Origin of the sequence: Halomonas sp. (genome assembly GCF_052095765.1) — a bacterium.
Taxonomy (GTDB): domain Bacteria; phylum Pseudomonadota; class Gammaproteobacteria; order Pseudomonadales; family Halomonadaceae; genus Halomonas.
The window spans coordinates 19,830-39,069 of sequence record NZ_JBQDJZ010000014.1 but is presented as its reverse complement, the minus strand read 5'-3'; the positions used below and the strand labels follow the sequence as shown (position 1 = coordinate 39,069).

Here is a 19,240-nt window from a genome sequence, read left to right as displayed (position 1 = left end):
CTTAGCTGGAGTCGTTCTTAAGCGCATGAAACATCACTATACGAAAAAACCAATGGATGAACGTGAAAAGCTCCGTAAGTTCCGTGAGCTTGATGATGCATTTGCTGATGCGCTGCTGGCCCTGGAAAAAGATGGCCGCCAGTCTGTCAATGACAGGGAAGTGCCCGCCAAAGAGTTGCGAGAGTCTGACTTTGAACAGCGACTGACTGACTTGATGAAGGATTATCAGCAACCTGCCGCAGATGTCAGCGAACTGCTTAAAACACTGGTTGCGCTCAACAAGCTGGCTTGAAAGCCTGAAGATAATCGGTGTTTCAACGACAGCTATAGCATAGGACGTGTCTGGTGGCTTGTGACGACAAGCGGCGCTGCTCCGTCAGCGGTAGCGATATACGCGGATGCTGGGCAGCAAAGGCTGATCTTCCAGGCGCTGGTCACTGCGCATTGCCCGTTGTCGCTTACCTGGTGGTTTTGTATCGGGATGATTGTGTTCGGGTAGCTGTCCGTCATCGCTGGGTACAAAAAGAGGCAGGGAGACATTTTTTGCCTGACGGGTTTTTCCGTCGGGCAAGGGCTCGTGAAAGAACAGGTTGGCGCGCATCACAGGAGCCTGTGTCTGTACCTGGGCAAGCAGTTCAGTGTTTTGCAGGCCGGCAAGTATTTTCAGTTGCCGGCGGATGTGGTGGGCCTCTGAGTCCAGTGCCATCAGCATGCTCTCGGCATCGGCAACACTCAGTCGTTTAATGGAGCGGCCGCTGACATACCAGGCCAATTGCGCCCTGTGAACCCTGGCAGGTGCTGTGGGAATGGCTCTCCAGCACTGCTTGATATGCAGCCTGGCCATTCCGCTTCCACTAAGGTGGTCGTGCAGGCCCGGGTGGCGGAAGGGGATCACTGTCTTAATTTCTGCAATCAGTTTTGGGGCATCCTGACGAATGGTGGCAATTAGCCTGGCAAAGTCGGCTTTCGCCTGGTTCACGGTCTCAACCGCCTCCATGACAGCGGGCCTTGCAGCCACAAGTCCCACATGGCTGCTGGTCACCCGACCGTCCTGGCCGTCCTGGTACCAGTAATCAAACAATGCATCGCGTAGCCAGCTGTCAGTTGCCGGTTGTTGATTCAGCGTCCACAGCTGTCCGCGGTTGTTCTGCCAGCAGGCATACAACTGCTCGCTGGTTTCGACCAGCTGCTCATAGGCGGCCTCCAGCTCTGCCAACAGGCGATAGGCCGGGCGTTGGTTGTCATTCGTCAGGCTCATGACTTGTTGTTATCGATGCCGCTACCCGCCAGCAGAATATTAAGGTTGGCCTCATCCATTGCCGGCTCGCCAGCAATCCGGTGTGATTCATCTGCCCAGGCGCCGAGATCCATTATGTGACAGCGTTCGCTACAGAAAGGGCGGTAGGGGTTCTGTTCGCTCCACACAATCCGGGCCTTGCAGTGCGGGCAGTCGACTTCAAGCGGTTGCTTGCTGGGCTGTTTATCAGACATGGGCCAATGGCTCCCCTCTATAGACTTAGCCGGCAAGGATGCCTTATTGCTCAATGGCGGGCAAACCGCCGAGCTGGCGATACTGGTGATCAAGAGCATCGATCTGGGCGTTCAGGGTGTCCTGGTCGCGGCTGTTGTCGAGTACATCATGCGCCTTTTTCAGGCGCTGTTGGCGGGACATCTGTGCGGATAGTATCGCGCGTGCGCCAGTCTCATCCACGCCGTCACGCTGTATGGTACGGGCGATCTGCAGCGACTCGGGGACATCAATGACCAGAATGCGGTCAACCAGTTCGGCCTGCCCGGACTCCAGCAGCAACGGCGAGACTAGGAGGGCGTAGGGTGCCGGGCCACGCCGAAATGCCTCGAGCCGCTCAATGAGCTGTTTGCGGATCTGCGGGTGAGTCACGGACTCCAGCCACTGTCGCTCACGGCTGTCAGCAAAGACAATCTTGCGCAGTTCGCTTCTTTTCAGTGCGCCTTGTTCATCAAGAATGCTGCTGCCGTAGCGGTTGACGATGTCAGCAAGCGTTGGGGTGCCTGGGGCAACCACCTCACGGGCAACATCGTCGGCATCAACCCAGGGGACGGCATGACGCTCGAAACTGCGGGCTACAGTGGACTTGCCTGAGGCAATACCGCCAGTCACTCCGATGATCAGGGTGTTTTGCGTCATGTCAGAACAGTGTCCTTGCAGAAAATGAGGTCAAGGGGTTGCCGGCTAGCAGGGCTATCCAGCCGGCCAGGGCCAGCCAGGGGCCGAAAGGCAGCGGTTTGCCTCGTAGCTCGGGCACTAGGCGCTGGATCAGCAGGCCGACAGCGGCGCCGAGACCGGCTGAGAGCAGAAGCAACATCGGTAAGTATTGCCATCCGAGCCACGCGCCCAGTGCGGCCAGCAGTTTGAAGTCACCGTACCCCATGCCCTGCATGCCCGTCACCAGTCTGAACAGCCAATAAAGACTCCACAGTATCAGGTAGCCCGCCATGGCACCGGCTACAGCATCGCCAAGCGCAGATGGGTGCAACAAAAGCTGGTAGAGCAGACCGGCCCACAGCAGAGGCAGAGTTAGGCTATCGGGCAAAAGCTGGGTGCGGGCGTCAATTACTGCCAGGGCCAGCAGTGTCAGGCAGGCCCCAGCAATAAAGAGGCTTTGAAGGGTGGCGCCATGCAAAGCCACCACCGCCAGAGCGAGAAGCCCGCTTGCTAGCTCGACTAGGGGGTATTGAAGGCTAATACGCTGGCCGCAGCCGGCGCAGCGACCACGTCGTTTGATCCAGCCCAGTAGTGGCAGGTTGTCATGCCAGGCGATGGCGATATGGCAATCTGGGCACCGTGATGCCGGCCTCAACAGACTGAAGGGCTGACTGGTGCCTGGTGCGTAATCCGCTTTCAACGTATCGGCTTGTGGCTCCAGCGTAGCGCGTGCTTGTATTTGCCAGTCGCGGGCCATCATTTCTGGCAGCCGGCAGATCACTACATTGAGAAAGCTGCCGATGCACAGGCTCAGCACAGCAGTCAGTCCCCACAGCAAAAGGTCTGGTGGATTCAGTGACAAGGGAAGTTCCTTTTTGCGCCGTTGTCGAAAGGTCATTCTACGGTCTGTACGGCACTTTGCCGAGCGACTGTCGCCTTTGGGGCGATTGGTCTAGAATCTTCAGCCTTGATCTCTTCAGGAAGCAAAAATGACCCACACACTCGGACCGGTAATGCTGGACTTGGAAGGGCCCCAGCTACGCAACGAGGAACGCGAACTTCTGCGTCATGAAGCCGTTGGCGGTGTCATCCTGTTTGGCCGTAACGTTGAAGATGCCAGCCAGGTGCGTGAGCTATGTAGTGATATTCGCCGCGTACGCCCGGAGTTACTGTTGGCCATGGACCAGGAGGGCGGTCGCGTACAGCGGTTGCGTCAGGGCGTGACCCGCCTTCCCTCGATGTCACGCCTTGCCCGAGCTGCTATGTCAGTGCCCAAGGAGGCACAGCGGGTTTGCCGTGACGCGGGTTGGCTGCTGGGCATGGAAATGGCGGCCTGCGGATTGGATATCACCTTTGCTCCGGTGCTTGATATCGACACTGGGCTCTCGTCAGTGATTGGCGATCGCAGTTTCGGTTCTGATCCGGAGTGGGTGACAACCCTGGCAGGTGCTCTGGTCGAAGGCCTTGGCAGTGCGGGTATGGCGGCTGTCGGCAAGCACTACCCCGGCCATGGTGGCGTGGCGGCTGACTCCCATCTTGAGTTGCCGGTAGATGACCGCCCCATGACTGAGATCATGGAGGTGGATCTCATGCCATTCAGGCAGCTGGCTTCCCAGCTAGGTGGCGTGATGCCAGCGCATGTGGTCTATCCGCAATTTGATCATCGCCCGGCCGGGTTCTCACCGCTGTGGCTGGGCCTGTTGCGAGAGACTCTGGGCTTTAAGGGAACAGTTTTCTCGGATGATCTGAGCATGCTTGGTGCCTGCAGTGCAGGATCGCCCAGTGAGCGTGCCGAACTGGCGCTGACAGCGGGTTGCGACATGTTGCTAGTGTGCAATGATCGAGCAGCGGCGCTTGAGGTCATTGACTTTTGCATCGGCAAGGGGACGCGTCGCCCGGAAAAGTTGCGCTATGGCCGGGCCAGACCCGACCTGGAAACCCTGGCAGCACTGGGACGCTGGCGACGCGTGCATGCTCACCTGGAGTCACTGTGCGACAGCTGATTCATCCTTTCCCGCGAGCGGGTGGTGAAATCAGGCCATGGCTTCTCGTTTTTTGAATTCTGTTGATGACTCTGGCGAGACCACGTAATGCCAATACATGATGCTGCAAATGAGCTAGATACCATGCGTGCGGTGATGGACACTGCTGACTGCCTGATTTCCCGTCAGGATGTCGAGTGGGCGCTTGATCGCATGGCTGATGAAATGACTCGCGATCTGGGTGACAAGCTGCCGGTGTTCTACTGTGTGATGAATGGCGGGCTAATCACCACCGGCCATCTGCTGACCCGGCTGGGTTTTCCGCTGGAAGTGGATTATCTGCACGCCACCCGCTACCGCGGAACAACGCGGGGTGGTGAACTATTCTGGCGGGTATCGCCGGAGATACCCATGGCAGACCGTCATGTCGTCATCGTCGACGACATTCTTGACGAAGGTGCCACGCTGGCAGCAATTCTTGAGCACTGCCGCCAGGCGGGAGCTGCGAGTATTTCCACTGCGGTGCTCGTCGATAAGCGCCACGACCGTAAAGCAGTGCCTCACCTGAAGGCCGACTACTGCAGCCTGGAAGTGGTCGACCGCTATGTGTTCGGCTTCGGCATGGATTATAAAGGCTATTGGCGCAACGCCCCGGGTATTTTCGCGCCTCGGGGCATGTAGCTTTAGGTGGTGCCTGCGCACCGAGTGGGTGATAGAAGTGCTCAGATCGGGTAGCGGGCGATCACAGCCAGATCGTGTCCGCCGGGGATGTCTGCCTTGCGAACCGCCATGACTCGGGCGCCGGTACGCAGGGCTCGGCCGGTGACTTCATCCACCACGCCATAGTTGATGGCATCGCCCAGGTCACCGAATGTCACCTCGCCGGTTTCATCGTCAACCAAGCCGTCGACGACTCCATCAATATCGACCAGCAAGCTGTCGATGCCGCCAAAGGTGGCGAGTCGCGCGGCGTCTGAAATATCCGTGGTCGTTCGGTTCTGTCCGGTACGTTCATCAAACAGACGGTGGAATTCCTGGATCTGTTTGGCGTAGTGGTCATCAAGTATGGGCCTGCCTGCATTTGCAAGCTCAGCCTCACTCATACGTTCCGGGTTGCCGGCGATGATGCTGGAAAGTGCAGGAACAGAGCTCATCGAGCGGAACAGGGACTCCAATGGCTTGGTAGTTGCCAGTATGAGCGGAAGCTCCGAATGCATGAGAACAGGACGAAGTACGCTGTTGATCTTGCGCATGTAACGCGCCTGATAGGAGCCATGCCCCTTGTCACTTGGCCGGTTGCCGGTGCCAGTGTAGTTCTTGCTGGTGGCCTGGCCGACAACGCTGGTGAGATCCTGGGGAAGGTTCGGGACCTCGACTTCTCTCGGTGGCAGGTCTGCAGATACCGCAATCAACCTTACCGCATTCTCCGAAAGGGCCAGTACATACGCGGCATGCGAGAAGGTAATGGCGCGCAAAAGCGGCTTCAGGTGAAAGCGGTCAGAGACCTCGACAATTTCTTTTAACTTGTTTGCCATACGGTAAGTGCGCAGCGATTCTGGCGTTGCCAGAATGGCCAGGCTACTTGCCTGATGGTTCCAGAACTCGTCATCGGCCAGCAGCTCATCAAACTGCTCCTGCAATGACCAGATACGCCGCTTCTCGAAGCCGTTGGCTTCCAGTTGGCTGATTGCTTTCTTGACCAGGTTGCCCAGGGCGATTTTGCTCTGTTCAATTTCGCGGGTGAGCGGTGTCGTTGGCAGATAAATGGAAACACACGCATCAGCACGAAGCAGGTTAAGGTCACCAATTTCTTTGGCGGTTGGCATATCAACGTAATGCATACATTATCTCCTGCAAGTTATTGATTCATTTATCATAGCATCCTGCTCTTGAAATAGGTGAAGAGGTATGTTTATAGGTCCAGCTGTCGACATCAGCGCTTTTAGCCCAGCGGGCCGCGTGTCAGGATAGCCAGTGTCTGAAATCAGGAGGCTGAGCCATGACAGGAAAGTCTATACGTGCCCGGATCGGTGAGTGGCTGAGCCATTACTTGACCAAGCCACTGCCAGGTGCAGCAACCCTGATGCCCACCGATTTGGTCCGCCTTGAAAGGTGCTTGCGGCCTGGTGACGTACTGTTGGTTGAGGGCAATACGCGAGTCAGCACTGCCATCAAATACTTGACGCAGTCGACCTGGTCGCATGCGGCACTGTACGTGGGCGATGCCTTTTCGGCGGTGGGCGGTGGGCAGCATGCGCTGATTGAGGCAGATATCCAGGAGGGTGTGCGACGGATTCCTCTGTCAACCTACAGTGACTTCCATTGCCGTATCTGTCGGCCGGTGGGCCTGACGACTGATGAATTGGTCAGCGTAATTAATTTCGCAGGCCAGCGGCTGGGGCTTCAGTACGACCTGCGTCATGTCGTTGACCTGGCGCGCTACCTGTTGCCTACTCCGCCCGTGCCGTCACGCTGGCGACGCCATTTCTTGTCACTGGGTAGCGGTGACCCAACCCGGGCGATATGTTCGACGCTGCTAGCCCAGGCATTCCAATCGATCGATTATCCCATTCTGCCACGTATCGCTCCGGCCCAGTCGCTTGAGCCCGAGCGCCGCGGTCGGGACATCCAGGTGCTGTATCCTCGCCACTATAGCCACTTTGTGCCGCGTGACTTCGATGTGTCGCCGTATTTCCAGGTGATCAAACCGACCCTGGGCAGCAACTTTGACCATCGCCGCCTGATTTGGGGAGAGGAGTCCTTGGTGGTGCCGGTGGATACCGATTCGGCCTGATGCTAGGCCGATGGCAAGATGGAGGAGTCGTTGAAGAGCGCTGGGTCATCGCTGATGGCTGCGGTTACGCCCCAGTCCCAGCAGGGAGCGAAGCGCCCGGGGTCGTTGGCGGTAAAACAGACCAGTGGGTAACCCGCGTTGCTCACGGCACGGGCGCGTTGCTGGGTAAGCTTTTTCCAGTTGGCATGCAGGCTCCAGGCTTGAACCGACTCACAGCGGGCCTGCCAATCGGCGGGCACCCGCTCGAACAGACAGCCCAGTGCCAGTTGATCTGGACTGGCCAGCGAGCGTGCATGGGTCAGTGCCTCAGTATTGAACGAGGAAACCAAGCGCTTTTCGGCTGGCAAGGCTGCCATCAGAGCGGGAATGGCGGTTTCCACCAAGGCTGCTGGATCATGTCCGCGGTTGATCTTCAATTCTAGGTTGACGCCCATTTTCAACGCCTCCAGCAATGCCAGCATTTCGGTCAGGGTTGCCATGCGCTCGCCGCTAAAAGCCGAGCTGAACCAGCTGCCGACATCGAGCTTGTCTGCATCAGCCATGGTCATGTTGCATAAGCGTCCGCGGCCATCGCTGCAGCGGTTGACGTCGCGGTCGTGCCAGATAACCGCGATACCGTCACTTAACAGCTGAACGTCCAGCTCGACCCACAGGCAGTTGGCAGCATGCGCAGCACGGACCGCTGACAGGGTGTTTTCTGGTGCATGAGCCGATAGGCCGCGATGGGCGATGATTCGAGGCAGTGCGATCTGGGGGTGGGGCACGGTGGCTCCGGGCTGTGCGTCACAATAGAACGGTCACTGGCAGCAGGGCGGGGCCTGCTGCCAGTGACTCAACCGTCAGTTCAGCCGTCGATAGAGAGGCGGTCAATGAACGAAGCCGCTCCGTGGTCGACGCTTTCATACATGCTCGCCGTTGCAGCAGGCTCGGGCTGGTTGGCACCAAGTGCCACCGGCATTCCGCCGGTCACTTCGACAACCTGGCGCAGCTGAGCGTAGTCGATGGGGTAGTCCAGGCCATCAATCGCCGAATCGACGAAGGACAGAGCCTCGGTGACGCGCTCCATGGTTTTGCCTTCTTCATCGTCCAGGTAGGGGTAGGCCTGAACATAAAGGACGTCGCCATCCCAGCCCAGCTTGAAGCTTTCGTTGACCAGTCGTACTGAAGTGCCAAGCGGTAGGCGTGGGAACAGGTCTTCAATGTGTTCCGGTAGCATGCGAATGCAGCCATGGGTGACGCGCATGCCAACGCCGTCTGGCTTGTTGGTGCCGTGGATCAGATAGCCGGGAATGCCAAGGCGCATCTTGTGATTGCCCATCGGGTTATCCGGCCCTGCTGGAACGACGGCTGGCAAGGGGTTGCCCGCCTCAGCGTGCTCTTTGCGGATCGACTGGGGAGGAATCCAGGTCGGGTTTTCGACTTTCTCGGTGATGGTGGTTTTACCCAGCGGTGTTTTCCAGTCCATGCGTCCGACTGCAATTGGGTAGGTTTCTACCTGCTGTTTGCCGGGCGGAAAGTAATACAGGCGCATTTCGGCCACGTTGACAACGACGCCCTCTCGGGGGGAATCAGGCAGAATGAACTGCCCTGGGATCGTTATTTCGGTGCCTTTACCGGGGTACCAAACGCTGACATCGGGGTTGGCTCGTACCATGGCTTCGTAGCCAATACCGTGCTGGTGGCCGATGTCGATCAAGGTATCGTCTTCATTGGCTGTCACGGTATAGATTTCACCAATGACATCTGTGTCTTCAGGTAGCGGAAAGGCTTTACGCGTTGACTCCTCGCTCATGGCGGGCAGGGAGAATGCGAGGCCAGCAACTACTGCCAGCTGAAAGGTTGCCCGGCGGGCAAGAGGGGACAAAACTTTTAACATTTTGATTACCGTAGTAGCTTCCGTTCAGTTGGGCTAGGCGCCATTGGCAAATGCGCCGACCGTTGGATTCTTGGCAGTGTACGACTATTGGATGGTTTATTGTATTTTTTCATGGTCTGAGTCAGGCCGCTTGGACTTTTTGGTTCAGCGTTGACAGCAACGATTCGACGAAGTTGAAGCGTGAGTTCTCGTCGGGGAGGTCTGCGCGCAGGCGCAAGGTGTCAGCGCCTTCGAGTCGATAACAGTCTGGCGATGATTGAATCAGCGTCACCAATGTCAGCGGATCAACTTGAGTGCCCGGGGTGAAGATTACGCGACCTTTGTCAGCCCCCACATCCAGGCGTGTGATGCCCAAGGCTTCGGCGCGCAGCCGCAGCCTTGTCTGGCGCAGCAGTGTTTTGACTGGAGCGGGCAGCAGTCCGAAGCGATCGATCATTTCTACCTGCAGCTCCTTGAGCTGGCTATCATTCTCGGCATTGGCGATACGTTTGTACATGACCAGCCGCTGCTGCACGTCTGGCAGGTAATCGGCAGGAATCAGTGCCGGTAGCCCTAAGCTGATTTCCACTCCTTCATCCAGCGGTGCTTCAATGTTGGGCGTCTTGCCCTCACGGATGGCCTTGACTGCACGGTCTAGCATTTCCATGTACAGGCCATAGCCAATAGCTTCCATTTGGCCACTTTGCTCGTCGCCGAGCAGCTCGCCGGCGCCACGAATTTCCATGTCGTGGCTGGCCAGGGTGAAACCGGCGCCCAGATCTTCGGCCAGACTGATAGCCTCCAGCCGCTTGATGGCGTCGCGGGTCATGGCTTTGGGTGGCGGTGTGAGCAGGTAGGCGTAGGCCTGATGGTGGCTGCGGCCAACTCGGCCACGCAGCTGATGTAGCTGTGCCAGGCCGAACTTGTCGGCACGCTCGATAATAATGGTGTTGGCGCTGGGCACGTCGATGCCGGTTTCGATAATGGTCGAGCACACTAGCACGTTGAAGCGCTTGTGGTAGAAGTCCGACATGACCCGCTCCAGGCTTCGCTCGGGCAGCTGGCCGTGAGCCACTGCAACGCGGGCTTCAGGCACCAGCTCGCGAATTTTTTCGGCGGCTGTCTCGATGGTGCGCACTTCGTTGTGCAGAACGTAGACTTGACCACCGCGCAGGATTTCGCGCAGTAGGGCTTCTTTGATCAGCGCATCGTCGCGACGCTTGACGAAGGTCTTCACTGACAGGCGCCGGGCCGGCGGGGTGGCAATGATCGACAGGTCGCGAATGCCGTTCATGGCCATGTTCAGAGTGCGCGGAATCGGCGTTGCAGTCAGGGTCAGGATGTCAACTTCAGCACGCAGGCTCTTGAGCTTTTCCTTTTGGGTAACGCCAAAGCGGTGCTCCTCGTCAATGATTAGCAGCCCTATGTTGGGAAAGCTTATCGATTTGGAGAGCAGTTTGTGGGTGCCAATGATGATGTCTACTTTGCCATCGGCAATGCGCTGAATGGCGCTCTGCTGGCCCTGTTTGCCCTGGTCGCCGGTAAAGCGTGACACCAGTTCGATGGTGACGGCGGTATCGGCAAAGCGGTCACGAAAGTTTTCATAGTGCTGGCGCGCTAGCAGAGTGGTGGGCACCAGGACGACCACTTGACGATTGCTTTGGGTGGCCAGAAAAGCTGCGCGCATGGCGACTTCAGTCTTGCCGAAGCCGACGTCACCGCATACTACGCGGTCCATGGGCTGGGTCGCCGTCATGTCGGCAATGACTGACTCAATGGTGGCCTGCTGATCAGGTGTTTCCTCGAAGGGAAAGCTGGCGGCAAAGCGTACATAGTCCTGGTCCGGCGGCGAGCTGGCGAACCCCTGGCGGGCTTCGCGGCGGGCGTACACGTCGAGCAGCTCGGCGGCGGTATCGCGAATCTTTTCCGCGGCTTTCTGACGCGCCTTCGCCCATTGCTCTGATCCGAGTCGGTGCAGTGGGGCCAGATCATCGTCAGCGCCAGCATAACGGCTGATCAGGTGCAGGTTGTCCACTGGTACATAGAGTTTGGCGCCCTCGGCATACTCCAGCGCCACGAACTCAGCAGCCTGACCGCCAGTTTCCAGTGTTTCCAGCCCATTGTAACGACCCACGCCGTGTGCCTGATGAACGACCGGGGCGCCCGGTTTGAGCTCCGACAGATGGCGGATCATCAGCTGGTCGCTGTCGGTGGCTTTTTTACGGTGACGGCTTTGGCGAACAATCTCGCCAAACAGCTCGGATTCACTGATGACTGCCAGTTTCGGGTCATCCAGCCAGAAACCGGCACCTAGCTCGCCTTCGGTGATGGCCAACGGCATGTCTTGCTCGAGGAAGGTCGCAAAGCTCTCGACGTCAGCAATGCTGCGGTCAAGCGGTGCGAGGGTTTCTTCCATGGCATCGCGCCGGCCGCGTGACTCGGCCACCATCAGCACGCGGGTGTCGGGGTTGGCGTCCAAAAACGCTTCGAGCGAGGCCAGCGGTTGGCGTGCCCGGGCATCAACAGCAAGCCCCGGTAGGGGATGTGCCGAGGAAGTCAGTGCATGGCGCTGGGTGTCATCATTGGTGAGTTTCACCCTGGGATGGCGCTTGATATCGCCAAACACTTCAGCCACCGGCACAAAGGCGCGGTGAGGCGGCAGCAGCGGCCGCGACGGGTCGACACCAAGGTTGTCAAAACGGCTGGTAATTGCCGCCCAGTGATGCTCAGCGGCCTCAAAGACGTCTGGCAACAAGGCAATGCGTGTGCTGTCAGCCAGATGTTCGAAAAGTGTTGCCGTGTGTTCAAAAAACAGCGGCAGATATTGCTCAAGCCCCGGTGAGGGAATGCCTTTCAGCGCATCCACGTACAGCGGGCACTGGCGTGGATCAACATCAAACAACGTCTCGAAGCCTTCACGGAAACGTGCGATGGCCTCAGGCGACAGTGAATACTCATGGGCGGGCAGTAGCTCAACATGTTCGACTTTGCGGTCGCTGCGCTGGGTGTCCGGATCGAAGTAGCGCAGGGTGTCGATTTCGTCATCCATCAGGTCGACCCGCAGTGGCGCCTCACCGCCCATTGGGTAAAGATCAATGATGGCGCCGCGCAGCGCATACTCACCAGGCTCGAAGACGGTTTCCACGGCACGATAGCCGGCCCGCGACAGGCGTTTGCGAAAACCTTCGCGGTCGAGTTGCATGCCGGTGGAGAGTGTCATGACGCGTCCGGCTATATAGTCCACCGGCGGCAGGCGCTGCATCAGCGTGTTGACTGATACCAGTACGATGCCGTGCTCGCCATCCTGCAGGCGGCGTAAGGTGCGTAGTCGTGCCGAAACAATCTCCTGGTGCGGTGAGAAGCTGTCGTAGGGCAGGGTTTCCCAGTCCGGGAAGGGCAGTACCGGCAGCGTTGAGAAAAAATCAAGCTCGGCTTCCAGGCGCTGGGCCTGGGCGGTATCTGGTGTGACAACCAGCAGCGGGGCATCCTTCGCCAGCTGTGCCAAAGACAGGGCGGTAGCACTACCGGCTGGTGCTTGCCAATAAAGGGTGTCGCGAAGCCCGTTGGGGCGAGCGGGATTAAGAGGCTGCAAGAAGGTCATGATGTCGGCGCTGTAAAGAAAGGCTGTTGGGTCATCGCTAACTGTTGAAACTAACTATTGATATAAGTGACGCGGCACGAACAGGATGGCCAGCCGTCTGATGATCGAAATGTGCGCGTATCATACCAGTCTGGGGCGTTCTTGTAGTGAAACTGGAGTTTGTGTAGTGCCCCTACAGCGGGTGCGACTATCACGACATTGCCCTGAGCCACTGCGATCGGGATAATGCCGGGACTTCCGTCCCAGTGAAAGAGGCCTCTCGTGAGTCAACAATCCCTCGATACCGTCTTCCAGGAATGGCACGATAACCAAGCCATCGCCGAACAGATGATCCCCCTTATCGGTCGCTTGTATCGCCATAATAATGTTGTGACGACGATGTTTGGTCGTTCGCTGTTCAATCGCAGCGTGATCCGTATCATCAAGGACCACCGTTTTGTTCGTAAAGTCGAGGGCACTGAACTTCACGTCAAGGACACCTTCCCCCTCGTTCAGGCGATGATGGAGCTGAACCTGGGGCCGGCCCATGTCGATGTGGGCAAGCTGGGTGTGATGTGGAAGAAACAGGGTGGTGGTGACCCAGTTGCGTTCATGCGTGAGCAGCTGGCCCAAATCGTTGATGCGCACGACCCTAAGGCCGTTGGTGAGGCTCAGGATGTGGTGTTGTATGGTTTTGGCCGTATCGGGCGGATTCTTGCTCGGGTACTGGTCGAGAAGGCCGGTGGCGGCAACCTGTTGCGCCTCAGGGCCATCGTTGTGCGCGGCCGTGGCGATATCACCAAGGATCTGGAAAAACGTGCCAGTCTGCTGCGTCGTGACAGTGTGCATGGGCCTTTTGACGGCACCATCAGTGTGGATGCCGAGGCGCGCACCCTGACGGCCAATGGCAACGTCATCAAGGTGATTTATGCGGACTCACCGGCCGAGGTGGATTACACCCAATATGGCATCAGCAATGCGGTGGTTGTCGACAATACTGGGATGTGGCGTGATGAGGAAGGCCTGGGCCAGCACTTAGCCTGCAAGGGTGTGTCCAAAGCCGTGTTGACTGCGCCAGGCAAGGGCGATATCAAGAATATCGTCTACGGTATCAACCATGCCGATATCAGTGAGGATGATCACATCATTTCGGCGGCGTCGTGCACGACCAACGCGATCGTGCCGGTGCTCAAGGTGCTCAACGATGAATACGGCATTGAGCACGGTCATGTGGAAACGGTACACGCGTATACCAATGACCAGAACTTGATCGACAACTACCACAAGGGCGATCGTCGCGGACGCAGTGCGCCGCTCAACATGGTATTAACCGAGACCGGTGCTGCCAAGGCGGTGGCCAAGGCGCTGCCAGAGCTTTCCGGCAAGCTGACGGGCAACGCAATCCGCGTGCCGACGCCTAACGTATCAATGGCGATTCTCAACCTCACGCTGAACAGGGAAGTTGAAGCCGCTACGCTCAACGACTACCTGCGAGGCATGTCGCTGGACTCGCCGTTCCAGAAACAGATTGACTATGTTGACTCGCCGGAAGTGGTGTCTACCGACTTCGTGGGCAACCGGCATGCCGGCATCGTTGATGCCAAGGCAACCATCGGCAATGGCCGTCATGCTGTACTGTATGTGTGGTATGACAATGAGTTCGGCTATAGCTGTCAGGTGATCCGCATGTTGCAGCACATCTCAAGTGTGAACTTTGTCAAACTGCCCCAGGCGCTCAACTAGTCAGGAGGCGATCACCTGATGTGATCATCTCTCTAACGCAAGACGCCGGCCACCATGGCCGGCGTCTTGCGTTTGGGAGGGCTGTCTTGAGATGGCTTGATGCAAGTCAGGTCTATTCGTATGGCAGACCTCATGATGGGTAACACTTGGGGGTTCTGGCGTATTTTGCTACCTAAGGTCAGGTGGCCATTCATGTCAGCTGTCTTTATAATACGGTGGATTTTCGGGGCGGTCCGGTTATGCCCGGGCCCGACTGGTAACAATCTGACAACGAAAAGAATTCGGATCCATCCGAACCCCTTTCTTTCGTATATCCGATCCAACAACGGGCGAGACTATGATCGAAGTCAAAAAAGGCCTGGATCTCCCCATCACGGGGGCACCCGAGCAGCGCATCGAGGATGCGCGTCCGGTGCGGCACGTGGCTATCCTGGGAACCGACTATATCGGCATGAAGCCGACCATGGAGGTCCGGGAGGGGGACAAGGTCAAGCTGGGCCAGCTGCTGTTCACAGACAAGAAGATCGACGGCGTGCGGTTTACCGCACCGGCCGGCGGGGAAGTGATTTCGGTGAATCGCGGTGAGAAACGCAGGCTGCTGTCAGTAGTGATTAAGGTCGATGAGTCTGAAGAGGCAGTAGCGTTTACTGCCCACGGACGTGAGACCCTGGCTGGGCTCGAGCGCCAGGTTGTCGTCGATCAGCTGGTTGAGTCTGGCCTGTGGACTGCGCTGCGCACGCGTCCCTATTCGCGTACACCGGCCATTGACAGCGCGCCCGAGCATATCTTTGTGACGGCGGTTGATACCCACCCGTTGTGCCCGGATCCTGTCGTAATCATCGATGAGGACAAAGAGGCGTTCGAGGATGGCCTGAAGGTGCTGACCCGCTTGACTGAAGGTGAGGTGTTCCTGTGTACAGCACCGGACGCCCGCATCAGCGGCGGAGATATCAAGGGCGTTCAGCAGCAGACTTTTGGCGGTGTGCACCCGGCGGGTCTGGCAGGTACACACATTCACTACCTCTCGCCGGTCAGCCTGAAAAAGCACGTCTGGCATGTCGGTTATCAGGATGTGATTGCTATCGGCAAGCTGTTTGTCACCGGCAAGCTCGATGTCAGCCGCATCGTTGCTGTCGGGGGACCACGTGCGGAAAAGCCGCGTCTGCTGCGCACCCGCGTGGGTGCCAGCACCGATGAACTGCTCGAAGGCGAGGTGGTTGAGCCTAAGGGAACGCGTGTGGTTTCTGGCTCGGTGTTCTCCGGTTTTGCTGCCGAGGGGGCAATCTGTTATCTGGGACGATTCCATAACCAGTTCAGTTTGCTGGAAGAGGGTAATAAGCGGATTTTCATGGGCTGGATTTCTCCGGGCCTCAACCGTCACTCGGTGATGGGGATCTACCTCTCGAAGCTCAAGGGGCTGAGCAACTATGCGCCAACCACTTCCACCAATGGCTCAGAGCGGGCCATGGTGCCGGTGGGTGCCTATGAAAAGGTGATGCCGCTGGATATTCTGCCCACTCAGCTGCTGCGTTCGCTGATCGTTGGTGATATCGAGCAAGCCATGCAACTTGGCTGCCTGGAGCTGGATGAGGAGGATCTTGCCTTGTGCACTTACGTGTGCCCCGGCAAGTACGAGTACGGCCCCATCCTGCGTGACAATCTCTCCATGATCGAGAAAGAGGCCTGATGATGGGTATCCGACAGACACTCGACAATCTCGAACCCCACTTCCATAAGGGTGGTAAGTACGAGAAGTTCTATGCGCTCTATGAGGCGGTAGATACCGTATTCTACAGCCCTCCCAGTGTCACCAAGACAACCGCGCACGTGCGTGATGGCGTTGACCTCAAGCGCATCATGATTACTGTTTGGGCTTGTACTTTCCCAGCCATGTTTTTTGGCATGTGGAATGCCGGTTGGCAGGCCAACCTGGCCATTGCTGACGGCTTCGGTGCACTTGGGGGCTGGCGCGAAGCGGTTGTGATGACCCTGGCTGGCAGCCATGACCCGGGCAGTATGTGGGCCAACTTTGTGCTTGGTGCGACCTACTTCGTTCCCATCTACCTGGTGACTTTTGTTATCGGGGGCTTCTGGGAAGTGCTGTTCGCGGTCAAGCGTGGCCATGAAGTCAACGAAGGCTTCTTTGTTACCTCGGTGCTGTATGCATTGATTCTTCCGGCGACCATCCCGCTTTGGCAGGTCGCCCTGGGTATCACCTTTGGTGTGGTGATCGGCAAAGAAATCTTCGGCGGTACCGGCAAGAACTTTCTTAACCCGGCACTTACCGGTCGTGCTTTCCTGTACTTCGCCTATCCCGCGCAGATTTCCGGTGATGCAGTGTGGGTGGCGGCCGACGGTTTTACCGGTGCAACGGCACTCTCCGAGGGCTTTCAGAGCGGCATGAGCGGCATCACTGAACTGTGGAGCTGGTGGGATGCCTTCCTGGGCTTTGTTCCCGGCTCGGTAGGTGAAACCTCGACGCTGGCCATCCTGATTGGCGCGGCCATCTTGCTATGGACGGGCATCGCTTCGTGGCGAATTATGTTGGGCGTACTGCTTGGCATGGTGGTCACAAGCCTGATGTTCAATGTGATTGGCTCTGACACTAACCCGATGTTTGCCATGCCTTGGTACTGGCACTTAGTGGTGGGTGGTTTCGCTTTTGGCCTAGTGTTCATGGCAACTGACCCGGTGTCTGCTTCCATGACCAATCCCGGTCGCTTGCTGTTCGGCGCACTGATTGGTGTTATGACGGTACTGATCCGTGTCGTCAACCCAGCGTTCCCGGAAGGCATTATGCTGGCGATCCTGTTTGCCAACTTGTTTGCCCCGCTGATCGATCACTTCTTTGTTGAGGCCAATATCAAGCGTCGGATGCAGCGCACTGGCGTAACGGCCGAGGAGACCACCTGATGGCAAAGAGCAACGATTCCATCAAGAAGATTCTTACGGTGGCGTTCGCACTTTGTATTGTGTGTTCGATCATCGTCTCTACTGCGGCAGTCGCACTGCGTTCCAAGCAACAGCAGAACATGGAGCTTGACCGCAAGTCGAACATCCTGGCGGTAGCTGGCCTCTATCAGGAGGGCGATAACGTCGAAGAAAAGTTCAAGTCGGTCACGCCACGTATCGTGGTGCTGGAAACAGGGGAGTATAGTGACGAGTTTGATCCACAGACCTATGACAGCTTCGAGGCATCCAAGGATCCGGCGCAGTCAATCACCCTGTCGGGTGAAAAGGAAAACGCCGGTCTGGCGCGTCAGGAAAAATACAGCACCGTCTATCTCGTCGGTGACCCTGAGAACCCTGACCAGGTCATTCTTCCAATCCGCGGCCAGGGCCTGTGGGGCTTGATGCGTGGCTATCTGTCTGTGCAGGGTGATGGTAATACCATCGAGGGCATTACCTTCTATTCCCACGCCGAAACGCCGGGGCTGGGCGGCGAGGTAGATAACCCGCGCTGGAAGGCCCAATGGGATGGCAAGGAAATCTATGCCGACTCTGAAAGCATTGCGCCAGCCATCGGCCTGGTCAAAGGTGGTGCCAGCAGCGAGACTGAGGTAGATGCCCTATCCGGTGCGTCACTGACCAGTAATGGCGTAACCAACCTGGTGCGCTTCTGGTTAGGCCCGCAAGGCTTCGGTGAATATCTCGCGCGTTTCCGCAGTGGCGTCGATAGCAAAGAGGTAGAGGACGCCGCCACCGACAGCAACCAGACTGAAGGAGCCTGATGATGTCAGAACCGACTACCAAGGGCGTCCTGACGACGCCTATCTTCAAGAACAACCCAATTGCGTTGCAGATCCTAGGTATCTGCTCTGCGTTGGCGGTCACCAGCAGCATGAGTGTGTCGCTGGTTATGACGATAGCGGTAATTTTCGTCACGTCGTTCTCGAGCTTGTTCATCTCCTTGATCCGAAACCATATTCCATCGGCGATCCGGATTATCGTGCAGATGACCATCATTGCCTCACTGGTCATTGTGGTGGACCAGATTCTCAAGGCCTATGCCTATGAGATGTCAAAGCAACTGTCGGTCTTCGTTGGTCTGATCATAACCAACTGCATCGTGATGGGACGTGCTGAAGGCTTTGCCATGACCAATACGCCAGGCTTGTCGTTCCTTGACGGTGTTGGCAACGGCCTTGGCTACGGCTTCATCCTGATGACGGTGGCGTTCTTCCGCGAACTGCTTGGTTCTGGCAGCGTGTTCGGCTTCACCGTGCTTGAGACTGTGCAGAACGGTGGCTGGTACGTGCCCAATGGTCTGCTGCTGCTGCCGCCCTCGGCATTTTTCATCATCGGCCTGATCATCTGGGCGCTGCGTGCCTTTGATCCGGAGCAGATTGAGGAGAATGAGTTCGTGATCAAGGAAAATAGCCAGCCGAAGGAGGCGGTGTAACATGGAACATTATCTGAGCCTGTTTGTCGCCTCGGTCTTTGTCGAGAACATGGCCCTGGCGTTCTTCCTGGGGATGTGCACCTTCATGGCGGTTTCCAAGAAGGTCTCATCGGCGATTGGTCTTGGCATTGCGGTGGTTGTGGTACTGACCGTGACGGTACCAATCAATAACTTGGTCTATACCTACCTCCTTAAAGAGGGCGCACTGACCTGGACCGGCATTAGCGGTGCCAAGGATATCGATCTGTCATTTCTTGGCCTGCTGAGCTATATCGGTGTCATTGCCGCACTGGTGCAGATTATGGAAATGTTTCTCGATAAGTACGTACCGGCGCTTTACAACGCCTTGGGCGTTTTCCTGCCACTGATCACGGTCAACTGCGCCATTCTTGGTGGTGTGCTGTTCATGGTTGAGCGCAACTATGACTTCGGTGAATCCGTGGTCTATGGCTTCGGGGCCGGCGTCGGCTGGGCACTGGCCATTACTGCGCTGGCCGGTATCCGCGAGAAACTCAAGTATAGCGACGTGCCGGGCTCCCTGCAGGGGTTGGGCATCACCTTCATCACTGTAGGGCTGATGTCGTTGGGCTTTATGTCCTTCTCAGGAATCCAGCTCTGAGGTGGGTCCTGTCCTGTCGGCGGTGTCAGACACCGCCGACGACCAGGTAACGCAAGCAATAGGAAACCGACATGGTTGAA

At 57.4% G+C, this 19,240-nt stretch carries 18 protein-coding genes; 10 read left to right on the top strand and 8 right to left on the bottom strand.

What is annotated here, in order from left to right; genetic code table 11:
• On the top strand, positions 1-292 hold a 292-nt coding region (locus ACTH3D_RS03480; RefSeq protein ID WP_441665290.1), incomplete at its 5' end, for a hypothetical protein.
• Between the two features lie 84 nt (positions 293-376).
• On the opposite strand, the gene ACTH3D_RS03475 is transcribed toward ACTH3D_RS03480, so the two are convergent.
• Genes ACTH3D_RS03475 through ACTH3D_RS03460 form a run of 4 tightly spaced genes read right to left on the bottom strand, consistent with a single transcriptional unit; the run spans position 377 to position 3,047 of the window.
• Positions 377-1,258 (bottom strand): DNA replication terminus site-binding protein, encoded by an 882-nt coding sequence (locus ACTH3D_RS03475; RefSeq protein WP_441665288.1) that lies wholly within the window; start codon positions 1,256-1,258, stop codon positions 377-379.
• Positions 1,255-1,491: a DNA gyrase inhibitor YacG gene (gene yacG, locus ACTH3D_RS03470; protein ID WP_441665286.1), complete on the bottom strand. Its 237-nt coding sequence runs from the start codon at positions 1,489-1,491 to the stop codon at positions 1,255-1,257. The genes ACTH3D_RS03475 and yacG overlap by 4 nt, the downstream gene beginning before the upstream one ends.
• Positions 1,492-1,534: 43 nt before the next feature.
• Positions 1,535-2,167: a dephospho-CoA kinase gene (coaE, locus tag ACTH3D_RS03465; protein ID WP_441665284.1), complete on the bottom strand. Its 633-nt coding sequence runs from the start codon at positions 2,165-2,167 to the stop codon at positions 1,535-1,537.
• A 1-nt stretch (position 2,168) separates the two neighbouring features.
• The gene (locus ACTH3D_RS03460; protein WP_441665282.1) at positions 2,169-3,047 is read right to left on the bottom strand and encodes a prepilin peptidase; all 879 of its coding nucleotides are present in this window, start codon (positions 3,045-3,047) and stop codon (positions 2,169-2,171) included.
• Positions 3,048-3,174: 127 nt separating this feature from the next.
• Between ACTH3D_RS03460 and nagZ the strand changes: the two genes are divergently transcribed.
• Together nagZ and ACTH3D_RS03450 are read left to right on the top strand one after the other, a co-directional pair.
• The gene (gene nagZ, locus ACTH3D_RS03455; RefSeq protein WP_441665280.1) at positions 3,175-4,188 is read left to right on the top strand and encodes a beta-N-acetylhexosaminidase; all 1,014 of its coding nucleotides are present in this window, start codon (positions 3,175-3,177) and stop codon (positions 4,186-4,188) included.
• 87 nt (positions 4,189-4,275) lie between these two features.
• Positions 4,276-4,848, top strand: coding sequence for a hypoxanthine-guanine phosphoribosyltransferase (locus ACTH3D_RS03450; protein ID WP_441665278.1), 573 nt, complete (start codon positions 4,276-4,278; stop codon positions 4,846-4,848).
• Positions 4,849-4,889: 41 nt separating this feature from the next.
• On the opposite strand, the gene ACTH3D_RS03445 is transcribed toward ACTH3D_RS03450, so the two are convergent.
• Positions 4,890-6,008: a baeRF11 domain-containing protein gene (locus ACTH3D_RS03445; protein ID WP_441665276.1), complete on the bottom strand. Its 1,119-nt coding sequence runs from the start codon at positions 6,006-6,008 to the stop codon at positions 4,890-4,892.
• Positions 6,009-6,166: 158 nt separating this feature from the next.
• Here ACTH3D_RS03445 and ACTH3D_RS03440 point away from each other — a divergent pair, with 158 nt between their 5' ends.
• Positions 6,167-6,961, top strand: a complete 795-nt coding sequence (locus ACTH3D_RS03440) for a YiiX/YebB-like N1pC/P60 family cysteine hydrolase (protein WP_441665274.1) — start codon at positions 6,167-6,169, stop codon at positions 6,959-6,961.
• Positions 6,962-6,963: 2 nt separating this feature from the next.
• On the opposite strand, the gene ACTH3D_RS03435 is transcribed toward ACTH3D_RS03440, so the two are convergent.
• The 3 genes from ACTH3D_RS03435 to mfd all read right to left on the bottom strand — a co-directional run bounded on the left by ACTH3D_RS03435 (position 6,964) and on the right by mfd (position 12,417).
• Positions 6,964-7,725 carry a glycerophosphoryl diester phosphodiesterase gene (locus ACTH3D_RS03435; protein WP_441665272.1) on the bottom strand — a complete coding sequence of 254 codons (762 nt, stop codon included), beginning with the start codon at positions 7,723-7,725 and terminating at the stop codon, positions 6,964-6,966.
• 80 nt (positions 7,726-7,805) lie between these two features.
• Entirely contained in the window at positions 7,806-8,837 is a 1,032-nt protein-coding gene (locus tag ACTH3D_RS03430; RefSeq protein WP_441665270.1) for a L,D-transpeptidase family protein, read from the bottom strand.
• Between the two features lie 121 nt (positions 8,838-8,958).
• Positions 8,959-12,417, bottom strand: coding sequence for a transcription-repair coupling factor (gene mfd / locus ACTH3D_RS03425; RefSeq protein ID WP_441665268.1), 3,459 nt, complete (start codon positions 12,415-12,417; stop codon positions 8,959-8,961).
• A 261-nt stretch (positions 12,418-12,678) separates the two neighbouring features.
• Here mfd and ACTH3D_RS03420 point away from each other — a divergent pair, with 261 nt between their 5' ends.
• From ACTH3D_RS03420 to nqrE, 6 genes are all read left to right on the top strand, one after another.
• A complete protein-coding gene (locus ACTH3D_RS03420) occupies positions 12,679-14,139 on the top strand; it encodes a glyceraldehyde-3-phosphate dehydrogenase (protein WP_441665266.1) in 1,461 nt (486 codons plus the stop codon).
• A gap of 337 nt (positions 14,140-14,476) precedes the next feature.
• A complete protein-coding gene (locus tag ACTH3D_RS03415) occupies positions 14,477-15,826 on the top strand; it encodes a Na(+)-translocating NADH-quinone reductase subunit A (RefSeq protein ID WP_441665264.1) in 1,350 nt (449 codons plus the stop codon).
• On the top strand, positions 15,826-17,052 hold the full coding sequence (locus ACTH3D_RS03410; protein ID WP_441665262.1) for an NADH:ubiquinone reductase (Na(+)-transporting) subunit B: 1,227 nt from the start codon (positions 15,826-15,828) through the stop codon (positions 17,050-17,052). The genes ACTH3D_RS03415 and ACTH3D_RS03410 overlap by 1 nt, the downstream gene beginning before the upstream one ends.
• Positions 17,052-17,870: a Na(+)-translocating NADH-quinone reductase subunit C gene (locus ACTH3D_RS03405; protein ID WP_441665260.1), complete on the top strand. Its 819-nt coding sequence runs from the start codon at positions 17,052-17,054 to the stop codon at positions 17,868-17,870. The genes ACTH3D_RS03410 and ACTH3D_RS03405 overlap by 1 nt, the downstream gene beginning before the upstream one ends.
• Before the next feature lie 2 nt (positions 17,871-17,872).
• Complete coding sequence (locus tag ACTH3D_RS03400) at positions 17,873-18,541, top strand: NADH:ubiquinone reductase (Na(+)-transporting) subunit D (protein WP_441665258.1); 669 nt, start codon at positions 17,873-17,875, stop codon at positions 18,539-18,541.
• Position 18,542: 1 nt separating this feature from the next.
• The gene (gene nqrE / locus ACTH3D_RS03395; RefSeq protein ID WP_441665256.1) at positions 18,543-19,160 is read left to right on the top strand and encodes an NADH:ubiquinone reductase (Na(+)-transporting) subunit E; all 618 of its coding nucleotides are present in this window, start codon (positions 18,543-18,545) and stop codon (positions 19,158-19,160) included.
• Positions 19,161-19,240: the final 80 nt, after the last annotated feature.